The organism is Amycolatopsis acidicola, assembly GCF_007713735.2.
Taxonomy (GTDB): Bacteria; Actinomycetota; Actinomycetes; order Mycobacteriales; family Pseudonocardiaceae; genus Amycolatopsis_E; species Amycolatopsis_E acidicola.
The window spans coordinates 1-10,995 of sequence record NZ_VMNW02000157.1 but is presented as its reverse complement, the minus strand read 5'-3'; the positions used below and the strand labels follow the sequence as shown (position 1 = coordinate 10,995).

At 70.6% G+C, this 10,995-nt stretch carries 10 protein-coding genes; all 10 read right to left on the bottom strand.

Annotated features, from left to right (window positions below; all coding sequences use genetic code 11):
- Positions 1-129: 129 nt before the first annotated feature.
- The gene (locus FPZ12_RS44275; RefSeq protein WP_243770351.1) at positions 130-1,260 is read right to left on the bottom strand and encodes an FAD-dependent oxidoreductase; all 1,131 of its coding nucleotides are present in this window, start codon (positions 1,258-1,260) and stop codon (positions 130-132) included.
- A 26-nt stretch (positions 1,261-1,286) separates the two neighbouring features.
- Positions 1,287-1,949 (bottom strand): TetR/AcrR family transcriptional regulator, encoded by a 663-nt coding sequence (locus FPZ12_RS44270; RefSeq protein WP_144760666.1) that lies wholly within the window; start codon positions 1,947-1,949, stop codon positions 1,287-1,289.
- Positions 1,950-2,113: 164 nt separating this feature from the next.
- Positions 2,114-3,754 carry a phospholipase C gene (locus tag FPZ12_RS44265; protein WP_144760662.1) on the bottom strand — a complete coding sequence of 547 codons (1,641 nt, stop codon included), beginning with the start codon at positions 3,752-3,754 and terminating at the stop codon, positions 2,114-2,116.
- 36 nt (positions 3,755-3,790) lie between these two features.
- Positions 3,791-5,008 (bottom strand): iron uptake transporter deferrochelatase/peroxidase subunit, encoded by a 1,218-nt coding sequence (efeB, locus tag FPZ12_RS44260; protein ID WP_144760659.1) that lies wholly within the window; start codon positions 5,006-5,008, stop codon positions 3,791-3,793.
- A complete protein-coding gene (locus FPZ12_RS44255; protein WP_243770350.1) occupies positions 5,005-6,168 on the bottom strand; it encodes an EfeM/EfeO family lipoprotein in 1,164 nt (387 codons plus the stop codon). Before FPZ12_RS44255 ends, efeB begins: the two co-directional genes overlap by 4 nt.
- A gap of 261 nt (positions 6,169-6,429) precedes the next feature.
- Positions 6,430-6,852 (bottom strand): nitroreductase family deazaflavin-dependent oxidoreductase, encoded by a 423-nt coding sequence (locus FPZ12_RS44250; protein WP_208026232.1) that lies wholly within the window; start codon positions 6,850-6,852, stop codon positions 6,430-6,432.
- 69 nt (positions 6,853-6,921) lie between these two features.
- Entirely contained in the window at positions 6,922-7,905 is a 984-nt protein-coding gene (gene egtD / locus FPZ12_RS44245) for an L-histidine N(alpha)-methyltransferase (protein WP_144760652.1), read from the bottom strand.
- A complete protein-coding gene (egtC, locus tag FPZ12_RS44240) occupies positions 7,902-8,660 on the bottom strand; it encodes an ergothioneine biosynthesis protein EgtC (protein WP_144760648.1) in 759 nt (252 codons plus the stop codon). The genes egtD and egtC overlap by 4 nt, the downstream gene beginning before the upstream one ends.
- Positions 8,653-9,999 carry an ergothioneine biosynthesis protein EgtB gene (gene egtB / locus FPZ12_RS44235; protein ID WP_144760645.1) on the bottom strand — a complete coding sequence of 449 codons (1,347 nt, stop codon included), beginning with the start codon at positions 9,997-9,999 and terminating at the stop codon, positions 8,653-8,655. Before egtB ends, egtC begins: the two co-directional genes overlap by 8 nt.
- A partial coding sequence (locus tag FPZ12_RS44230) for a glutamate-cysteine ligase family protein (RefSeq protein ID WP_150980796.1) occupies positions 9,996-10,995 on the bottom strand: 1,000 nt, incomplete at its 5' end. The genes egtB and FPZ12_RS44230, both read right to left, overlap by 4 nt.

The window sequence follows — 10,995 nt, the reverse complement described above, 5'->3', positions numbered from 1 at the left end:
GTCGCTGCCTGCCCCGGCGTTGGCCAACACACCAGCGCCGGGGGCCAACACATCGACGGGAGTGGCCAACACGCCGACGCGGGGAGCCAACATGGGGAGGGGGCCCGCGGCGCTTTTCGTTGTGGAGGGTCAGTGTCCTTGGAAGAACGCCAAGGTGGCGTCCAGGCCGTCGTCGCCGAACATCGACTCGAGGTTCGCTGCGGACTCGGCGGCCGAGTTTTCGCCGCGGGGGAACAACTCCGCTTCGTAGGCGGCGAGCGCGGCTTCGGTGTCACCGGGGTGCGCGACGATCGCGCGGGCGAGTTCGGCGCCGTCGAACATCGCGAGGTTCGCACCCTCACCGGCGAACGGGGACATCAGGTGCGCGGCGTCGCCGAGGAGCGTCACGCCAGGAGTGCGTGCCCAGCTGTGGCCGACCGGCAGCGCGTAGATCCGGCGCGGGACGATCTCGCCGCCGGCGTCACCGACCAGCGCGCGCAGATTTTCGTGCCAGGACCCGAATTCCGCCAGTACGGTCTTCTTCGCCGTCGCGGTGTCGGTGAAATCGATGATGTCGAGCCAGTCTTCGCTCGCGGTGATCGCGGTGTAGACGTGGAGGCTGCCGTCGGTTTCGCGGTGCGCGAGGAAGCCTTTGTTCTCCCCGAGGCTCATGAACATGCCCCCGCCGATCAGCGCGGCGGCTTGCGCGTACCCGGCGTCCGGCTCGCGCAGATCCGTTTCCACGAAGGAAATCCCGGTGTAGGACGGTTTCGCGGCCGACACGAGTGACCGGATCTTCGACCAGGCCCCGTCGGCGCCGATCAGCAGACCGGTGGTGATCACGGTGCCGTCGGCGAAGGTCACTTCGTGCTCGCCGCCGCCGAGCGCGCGCACGCCCGTGGCCTTCTTGCCCCAGTGGACGGTGCCGGGCGCGAGCGAGTCCAGCAGCAGCTGCCGGAGCTGGCCGCGGTCGACCTCCGGCCGGCCGCCATCGCCGTCGTCCTCTTGGGAGAACCGGACGACGCCGCTCGAATCGACGAGCCGGAACGCCTGGCCGCCTTCGTGGACGAGCGTGCGGAACCCGTCGTACAGCCCGGCGGCGCGCAGCGCGGGCTGGCCGGTGTCGTCGTGGATGTCGAGCATGCCGCCCTGGGTGCGGGCTTCGGCGTCCGGCTCCAGTTCGAACAGCGCCGCCTCGACGCCGTTGACCTGCAGGACGCGGGCGAGGGTGAGGCCGCCGAGGCCGCCCCCGACGATCGCGATCGGATAGTGGTTCATCACGAAACTCCTTGGCGGTAAAGGGAAAGTCAGTGCAGGATCCCCGCGGTGAGCACGTCGACGAACCAGTCGAAGCGGGCTTGCGGCGAGCCGGAGATCAGTTCGCCGGCGAGGGCGTGGATGTGCGGATGGGTCCGGGCGTCCGCGGTCTGGAGCGCGCGGGTGACCTGACTCCATTCGGCTTCGGTACGGCCGGCCTGGTCACGGGTCGAGTGCTCGGCGGCGGAGGCGGTGGTCAGCTGGAGGAGCAGGTCCACTCCCCAGGCCGCCTGCCTGTCGTCCGCGCCGCCTTCCTTGAGCAGCGCGAGGAGTTTTTCCACCAGCGCCAGGTAGTTCTCCCCCGCCGGGCGGACGGAGATCGCGGCGCGGGCCAGCGCGGGATGCTGGAACAGGACGCCGGTGCAGGACGCGAGCACCCCGGCCAGCCGGTCGCGCCAGGTCTCCCCCGCCGGATCGAGGTCGACCTCGCCGAGCAGTTCGTCCAGCACCGCCGCATGCAACTCGGCCATGCCGGCCACGTACACGTACAGCGACGCCGGGCCCGTGTCGAGCTCCTTCGCGAGGCGGCGCATGGTCACCTTCTCGAGCCCCTCCGCGCGCATGACGGCCACCGCGGTGGCGACGATGCCTTCGCGGCTCAAAGCGGGCTTGGCCGGGCGTTCGCGCCGGCTCACCGGAACTCGGGGGCTCATGACACCACTGTAACGAACATGTTCGTCACGAACAAGTTCGTTCGTCGTGACCTGCGACAACCTGCTTCCGATGGGGGGCAAGATCGGGAACTGCGCGCGCGGCGGCACTGACAAAACACAGCGCCCCGGACCACGAACCGTGGCCCGGGGCGTCGTGCAGCGACCTAGTGACCGTGCCCGTCGTTGACGACCGCACCGGTCTTCGGGTCCAAGGTGACCGCGGCGGCCGGCTTGCCGCCGAAGTCGAGCATGTTGTACAGCCCGCCCGCGCGGCTGTCGTACGAAGCGCCGCCGATCCGGCCGGTGCGCCAGTTGTCCTCGATGAACGCCAGGATCGAGGTCTGGTCGGTCCGGGTGTGGTCGACGAAGTTCGTCTTGGCATACGGCGAGATCACCAGCAGCGGCAGCCGCGGTCCGTAGCCGCACCGGTCGGCGTCGCCGCCCAGTTCGGACTTCTTCGCGGTGCACACCGCCGAGTCCTGGGCCCCATCGTGCGAGCCGTTGACGATCGCCGGGTCGGCGTGGTCGTACCAGCCGTCGGAGTCGTCATAGGCGAGCACGATCGCGGTGGAGGCCCAGTCCGGCGACTGCTGGATCTTGTTGACCTCGTTCACCACGAACTGCTGCTCGTCGAGCGGGTCCGAGTAGCCGGCGTGCCCGTCCTGGTACTCCGGCGCCTTGAGGAAGCTCACCGCGGGCATGCTGCCCGCCTGCAGCGAGGCGTCGAAGTCGGTCAGGTCGTACTGGTGGTTCGCCTGGTCGGTCTGCCCGATCGCGGCCACCGAGCTCGGCGGCAGGTGCTTCTCGTTCGCGGTGGACTTGTAGTACTGGAAGGGTTCGTGGTGCGGGCTGTAGTCCACAGAGGACTGTCCGCCCACGTTGGCGTGGGTGGCGCCGCAGACCGCGTAGCCGTTCGCGGACCCGGTCGGCCGAAACCCGCCCTGGAACCAGCCCCAGGTGACGCCGCGGTCGTTGAGCAGATCGCCGATGTTGCGGCCCTGCATGGCCATCAGGTTGTCGTCGGCGGTGTGGTTCTTGTCCGAACAGTCGTCGTAGGCCGGGTCGGGGTCGTTGATGACCGTGCCGACGCCGTGGGAGTCCGGCGAGACCACCGCGTAGGAGTCCGAGGTGGGCTCGTGCGTGGTCGAGGTGACCGCCTGCGCGCCGTGCGTGTTGCCGGAGATCAGGTTGAGCGCGCCCGGGGTCGACGGGCCGAACACCGTGTCGTAGGAGTTGTCGCTCAGCGCGTAGTTCTGGGCGTAGTTCCACATGCCGGTGACGGTGTTGCCGTCGTAGTAGTCCATCACCAGGCCGGGCTCGCCGAACAGCACGGGCTGGCCGGTGCACTTGTCCGTCTCGGTGTTCTCGACGAACTTGTCCATCTTGCCGCCGTCGACGGCCTTCTGCTCCGGACCGTAGTTGTGGTTCTGGTCGCAGGTCAGCGCCTGGTCCGGGCTCAGCCGCTTCGGGTTGTAGGCGTTGGGGTTGTCCGTCAGCAGCTGCGGGGTCAGCCCGTTGACCGCCGGGGTGTTCCCGGCGGCGGTGAACCGCGTGCCGTCGGTGTTGGCGGCGTTCGGGTAGGTGCCGAAGTAGTGGTCGAACGAGATGTTCTCGCCGAAGATCACCACGACGTGCTTGATCGGGCCGGCGGTCGGCATCTTCCCGGCGTACGAGGGCTGGCGCGGCTGGGCGTCGGCCCCGCCGACCGCGGTGGTGACCGCGACGGCGGTGCCCGCCGCCACGACCAGCGCGCCCGCGCCGAGCAGCGCCCGCTTACGGCTCAACCGGCCGAAAGCTCTCTTCACTGTGTTCCTCCTGTGGTGGGAGCGGTTTCCCTCCGGTCAGGCCAGCAGGGCCCGGCCGAAGTGGTCGTCGGGCCCGGTGACCCCGGGCAGGGCGAAGAAGTAGCCGCCGCCGAACGGCGAGATGTAGTCCACGAGCGGCTCGTCGATCAGGCGGGTCTGGGTGGCCTCGAACTGGCGCGCGATGTCCTGCTGGTAGCAGGTGAAGATCAGGCCCATGTCGAGGTTCCCGTTCGAGTCCACGCCCCGGTCGTAGTTGCAGGACCGGCGCAGGATGCGGCTGGAGTCGGTGTCCGCGGTGCGCGGGTTGGCCTTGCGGATGTGGCTGGTGAGCGGGATGACCGTGCCGATCGGGTCCTGCGCGTACTGCGGGACGTCCTGCTCGTGCGCGCCGTCGAGCGGGGCGCCGCTGTCCCGGCGGCGGCCGAACATGTTCTCCTGCTCGGAAAGCGAGACGCGGTCCCAGAACTCGACGAGCATCCGGATCAGCCGGATCACCTGGTAGCTGCCGCCCGCGGTCCACGAGGGCTCACCGGTGTTCGCGGCCCAGACCAGCCGGTCCAGTTCGGTGTCGGCCGGGTTGGCGATGCCGTCCTTGAATCCCATCAGGTTGCGCGGGGTGCCCGACGGGCGCGGCTGCGAGCTGAACCCGTTGATACGCCAGCGAAGTTCCATCCCGCCGCGCGTCGCGCGCGCGATGTCGCGCAACGCGTGCACCACCGTGTCGGTGTCCGTCGCGGCGAGGGTCAGGCTCAGGTCGCCGTGGCACTGCGCGTCGTCCAGCGCGTCGTTGGGGAACATGCGCATCTGCGTCAGCTTCGCCGGTTTGCGGTCGGCGAGGCCGTAACGGTCGTCGAACAACGACGCGCCCACCCCGAGCGTCACGGTCAGGTCCCCGGCGGCCACGGTCGGGCCGAGCACGCCGGAGTCCGCGGGCGGCGCGGTGATCCCGACCGACGTGGGCGTGCCGCCGGCCGTCAGGAACCGGCCGCGGTCGGTGATCTCCCGCAGCAGGTCGGTCAGCTCCGCGCGGTCGGCCGCGATCACGTCGAAAGAGGCCACAATGGACTGTGCAGGCGGCTGCCGGAGGATGCCCGCCTGGTGGGTTCCGTGGAAGGGAAAGGTTTCCGCGGTGCCCGTCTGTCCCTTCGAGACGGCGTTGGCGATACCGATCCCCGCGCCGCCCGCCGCGGCCGTGACACCGGCACCCACCACCGCGCCGCGCAGGAACGAGCGGCGTCCGACGTCCCCGCTCACGAGACCCTCCTCGGCGACGTGATGGCCGCGATCGGCGCGAGGCGTTCGGTGAGTCCGCTGACGGCGCCGTCGATCTTCTCGTGCTGCTCCCGGCTCAGCCGCGCCACCGGGGTCCAGCCGCCATCCGGCCGCTGCGCCGAGCGGAGCGCGGACGCGGTGCGGTCAAGCCAAGTGTCCACTTCGGACATGTTCACGCGGCTGCCGAGAACCGGGCGCAGGACGTCGAGTACGGCCCTGGTTCCGTCCACATTGGCCAGTGCGGTGGCCAGGTTCGTGCCGCTGCCGTAGTCGGTGTGCGCGGTGAGTTCGAACTGCAGGGTGTTCTCCATGATCTCGTGGGCGCGCAGTCCCAGGTCGTTCGGGTCGATCTGCAGATCGCCGAAGGAGTCACCGAGGCCGTGCACGTCGCTGGCGAGCCGGTCGGCGACGGCGGCCAGCGCGCCCATGTCCTCGTTGTGCCACAAGCCGTTCTCGAGCCGGTGGAATCCGGTGAAGTCCACGTCGGCGGTGCCGCCGGGCAGTCCGTCCGCGGTGCCGTTGATGGCCCCGTCGGTGTCACCGAAGGCGTCGTAGGCCGCGCCGAGGCGCTCGTAGGTCAGATGTGCCTTGAGCCAGGCGGCTTCGCTCGCGGCGCGGTCTCCGGAGTGGACAGCGGCCTGCAGCGCGTCGGTCTCGGTCCCGAGTGTGACGAGTCCGCCGCCGACGTAGTTCTTGTAGTCCTGCAGCGGTTTGAGCAGATCGTTGCGGGTGACCGGGACGACGGCGGCGCCGGAACGTTCGTCACCGCCGGTGATCCGGACGCTCGGCCCCATGATCGGGTCGGTTTCCTCGGGCGCGCAGCGGAAGGCGTAGGTACCGTTGCCCAGCGTCACTTCCAGGGTCCGGGTGGTGCCGGAGCCGATGCCCTCGACCTCGCCGAAGACGGTGCCGGTGGCCGGGTCCACGAGATCGGCCTCCGCGGTGACCGCGCCGGTGTTGCGCAGCCGGAACGTCTGCGTGCCCGGCTTCGGATCGGTCCACCCCTGGCCGCACGAAGACCGTGAGACGGTGATCACGGGATCGCCACCGGAAGCCCGCGCGGTGCTCCGCCACACCACGACACCCACTGCCGCAAGGACCACCACAGCGAGCACCCCGCTGCCCCAGACCCAGCGCCTCACTGTGCTCCTATCGCTCGAACGGCTCAGATCGCGAAGCGGAGCGTAAGCGTCCAACGTGAATTCCGGGCGCTCTCAGGGAGTTCACGGCAGAGGTTCAGGAACTGTTCACGCGAGGTTCCCCCCAATTCGGACAGAACCGGCTATACGGCAGGAAAAAGCTACGGGCTCATCCCGTCGCCCGTGGCTCAGTCAGCGGGTGAACCGTTCGGCCGGCAGGGGGAAATGCCGTGCAGGACAATCGTTTCCGAAGCGGGCGAATCCTCAGGGCTCTCGCCGCGTCAGCACGAAGATCGGCAGCTCGCGCCCGGCGGCGACGCGCTCCATCTCGTAGCCGGGCCAGAACTCCAGCAGCCGCGCCCACATCCGGTCGTAGTCCTCGCCCTTCAGCGCCTGCGCGTGCACCGGGAACTCACGGCCTCGGACGCCGACGGTCGCCTCCGGGTTGGCGCGCAGGTTGAAGGTCCAGCCCGGATCGCGCTCGCGGCCCCAGTTGGAGCCGACGAGCACGATCCGGTCGTGATCGGGGAAGTAGAGCAGGTTCGTGGACCGCTCGAGCCCGCTCTTGCGGCCGGTCGTGGTGAGCCGGAGCGAGGGCAGGCCCGCTATCCCAACCAGCGTGACCCGGCCGCCGAACACCCGGTGCAGTCTCTTGTCCAGCCAGATGATGCCCTTGGCGAGGCTCATCACCCAGGGTTGAGTACCGAGTTTGCGGGCGAGTCGTGGTCGTAACGGTTTCACGACCCTATTTGACCACTAAGCCCCGCCGCTCCCCGCCCTGGCCAGCGAAACCCCGAAACGCGCCGCGGAATCGGTCCACCATCGTTCGAGCCGGAAACCCGCTTCGGCGAGCTCCGCGGCCACCCCGGCGGGGCGGAACTTCGCCGAGATCTCCGTGCGGATGTGCTCCCCTTCCTCGAACCGGACCACGAGATTCGCGCCCGGCACGTGCACCGTCATGTCCTCCTGGGCGCGCAGCCGCATTTCGATCCACTCGTTGGCCGCGTCCCAGTAGGACTCGTGGGTGAACTTCGCCGGGTCGAAGTCCGCGCCCAGTGTGGTGTTGATGACATGCAGCACGTTCCGGTCGAACTCCGCCGTGACTCCCGCGGCGTCGTCATACGCGCGCTCCAGCACCACCGGGTCCTTCACCAGATCCGTGCCCAGCAGCAGCCACTCCCCCTCGGCGAGCACGTCGCGCACCGAGCGCAGGAACTTCGCGCGCTCGGCGGGCAGGAAGTTGCCGATGGTGCCGCCGAGGAACACGACGAGCCGCGGCGACTCCCCCGGCAGCAGGCCGAGGTGCTCGGTGAAATCACCGACCACGCCGCGCACGTCGAGCCCCGGGTAGTCGGCGCGGATCGCCGCGACTGCTTCCGCGAGCGCCGTCTCGGACACGTCCAGGGGCACGAACCCCCGCAACGTGCCGTGCCCGCTGAGCCCGTCGAGCAGCAGCCTCGTCTTCTCGCTGGAGCCGGAGCCGAGCTCGACGAGGGTGCGCGCGCCGGTGACGCGCGCGATCTCGCCCGCCCGCGCGTCGAGCACTTCACGCTCGGCGCGCGTCGGGTAGTACTCCGGCAGCGCGGTGATCTCCTCGAACAGCTCGCTGCCGCGGGCGTCGTAGAACCACTTGGGCGGCAACCACTTCTGGGCCGCGGTCAGCCCCGAGCGGACGTCCACCACCAGTGCTTCGGCGATGCCGTCCGGATCGCGGTGCACGTCCAGGTCGAACTCGGTCATGACGCGGGACTCCGATCAGGATCGATGGGGAACAGGCGCACGGAGCCGCGCCGAGCGACGACGCCGTGGCCCTCGGGAACCGGGACCCAGCCCGGCCCCGGTTCGGGTGGTTCGGAGGCGACGACGACGGCGTCGCCCTCGGTGCGGTAGCTCAGCGCGTGCGTCCACGCCGTGGCGACGATCGTTTCGCCGTCAGTGAGCAGGAAGTTGAGCCGGGAGCCGGGGGCCGCCTGTTCGACGCGCGGGAGCAGCCGGGCGAACACCTCGGCCGGCTCCTCCCCCGCGGACAGCCTTTCCCGCACCAGCGCCCACAACAGCGCGCTGTCGGTGGGCGCCTCCAGCGTGAGCAGTTCGGTGACCGGGAGCTTCCCGGCGAGCTCGGCCAGCGAGTGCGGCCAGCCGGTGACCATGCCGTTGTGGCTGAACGCCCACCGCCCGCCGGTGAACGGCGCGCAGGCGGCCTCGGCGACCGGCATGCCGACGGTGCCGTTGCGTACCGCCGCGACGAACGCGGTGGTACGCAAGGACTTCGCCAGCACCGGCAGGTCCCTGTCCGTCCACAACGGACTGGCCCGCCGGTACCGGACCGGCTCGCCCCCGGTGTACCAGGCGAGCCCGAAGCCGTCGGCGTTCACCGTGCCGCCGCCGCGCATGTCCGCCGGGGCGTAGGACTGGTGCTCCAGCGAATGCGGCGCGTCGAACAGCAACCCGGCCGGCGAGCACGGTGGCCCGGCGTACGCCAGGTGCCTACACACCGGGCAGGTCCCTCGCGCAGCGGAAGCCGGAGAAGATCTGCCGCCGGATCGGGTAGTCCCAGTTGCGGAAGGTGCCGCGGATCGCGGCCGCGTCCGTGCCGAACGACCCGCCGCGCAGCACCTTGTACTCCGGCCCGAAGAACACCTCCGAGTACTCCCGGTACGGGAACGCGGCGAAACCCGGGTAGCCGTGGAAGTCCGAGCTCGTCCACTCCCACACGTCCCCGATCAGCTGGTGCACGCCCAGCGGCGAGGCACCGGCCGGGTACGCGCCGGCCTCCGCCGGGCTCAGGTGCGCCTGCCCGAGGTTGGCGCGCTCGGCCGTGGGCTCCTCGTTGCCCCACGGGTACCGCCGCGACTGGCCGGTGGCCGGGTCGAACCGGGCGGCCTTCTCCCATTCGCGCTCGGTCGGCAGTCGTTTACCCGCCCACGCCGCGTACGCCTCCGCCTCGTAGAAGGAAACGTGCATCACCGGCTGCCCGGCGGGCACCGGCTCGCGCACGCCGAAGCGGGTGCGCCACCAGCCATCCGTTTCACGCCACCAGAAACGCGGCGCGGTGATGTCGTGCTCCTGGCGGTACTTCCAGCCCGCTTCGCTCCACCACCGCTGCTGGTCGTACCCGCCCGCTTCGAGGAAGCGCACGTACTCGGCGTTGGTGACCGGGGTGGTGTCGATGAGGAACCCGTCGACCCACACTTCGTGCGCCGGGCGTTCGTTGTCCAGCGACCACGGCTCCACGCTCGTGCCCATCAGGAACGCGCCGGCGGGCACCTCGACCTCCGCGGGCAGCGGGCCGCCGCGCCGCGTGGGCGCGGGCGGGGCGTGCAGCACCGGCTCGCCCTTGCGCAGCTGATGCGTGGCCAGCATCGTCTCGTCGTGCTGCTGCTCGTGCTGGGTGATCATGCCGAACGCGAACGCGGCCTCGGTGAGCCTGCGCCCTTCCATCGGCGCCTTTTCCAGTACCTCGAACGCTTTCGCGCGCACCTCGCCGACGTACTCGCGCGCCTCGGCCGGGCCGAGCAACGGCAGCGCGGGGCGGTCGGCGCGTGGATGCTGGAACGCGTCGTAAAGGTCGTCGATGTCCGGGCGCAGCGGCTCGCGGCCGCCGACGTCGCGGACCAGCCACAGCTCTTCCTGGCTGCCGATGTGGGCGAGGTCCCACACCAGCGGCGACATCAGTTTCGAGTGCTGGCGCACGAGATCGCCGTCGTCCACCGCGTCGGTCAGCACGGTGCTGCGCTGCCGCGCGCGGGTGAGCGCCCCGGCCGCGTGCTCTCTGAGCCCCTCGGTGGAGAGCTCCCGCAGCAGGCTCGGCGCTTCGGTCAGGTTTTCCGTCACAGCTGTTCCCCTCCGGCGCGCACGAGCCCCTGCACGCCTTCGCTGATCTCGTTGATCGTCTTGTCCGGCAGCCCGGTGCGGGTCAGCTCCGCACAGCCCAGGTCCACCACTTTCCTTGCCACCGCGGCGATCCCGCCGTCGGCGAGGCCGTACCGGGCGGCGTCCGTCCACCGGTCCGCCACCGGCTCGCACAGCTCCAGCACCTTGTCCACTGTGGACGGACGCGCGAGCAGGGCGGCCAGCAGTGCCACCGGGTGCAGCCACCTCTGCCGCGGCTGCGCGTCGAGGTAGCGCACCTCGAGGTAGCCGTGCGGCCGGACCGGCGTGAACATCGTGGTCAGGTGATACGCCAGGTCCTCGGCCGTCGGCGGGCCGAGCAGGCCGGCCGCGCCGCGGCGGCCCACCCAGTCGTCGAAGGTCACGCCCTCGGGCGCGTCCCACGGCCCGTGTTCCCGCCGGACGAGCATCAACGGCGTGTCCATGATCCGCCGCGCCCACGCGGACGGCGGATCCTCGGCCGGCGGCGAGGCGAACGTGCGCGCCGCTTCCGTGCCGATCACCGCCAGCCAGCGCGCCGAGGCCGCGCCCGTGTCGGCGCCGGCGTGCGTGCGGGAGTTGGCGAACGTGGCCAGCAGCGGCGGGCCCAGCGCGTGCACGGCGGCCCAGCGTCCTGGCAGGTGCTCGCGTTCTCCGCTGTCGACGCAGATCTGCAGCCCCGCGGTGCTGCACATCATGGTGATCCCGCCAGTGCCCATCGGGGCGAAGCGGCGTTCCATCGTGGCGTAGCGCTCGGTGGTCAGCAGCCGGGTGGGCGGGCGGTGCGCGTCGATGCCCGTTTCGCCGAGGACGAACCCGGCGCGGGCGAGGATTTCGGTGAGTGCGGCCAGATCCGCGGAGACGACGTCCGCGAGCGTGGCCAGGTCCGGCTGCGGCAGGGCCGAGATCTCCACCTGCCCACCGGGCTCGAGAGTCAGGGGCGAGCCGGCAGGCAGGGGT

Excerpts from the sequence above, each read along its gene's own strand:
- FPZ12_RS44270 (WP_144760666.1), bottom strand. The coding sequence starts at position 1,949 with ATGAGCCCCCGAGTTCCGGTGAGCCGGCGCGAACGCCCGGCCAAGCCC.
- FPZ12_RS44250 (WP_208026232.1), bottom strand. The coding sequence starts at position 6,852 with ATGAGCCTCGCCAAGGGCATCATCTGGCTGGACAAGAGACTGCACCGG.
- egtD (WP_144760652.1), bottom strand. The coding sequence starts at position 7,905 with ATGACCGAGTTCGACCTGGACGTGCACCGCGATCCGGACGGCATCGCC.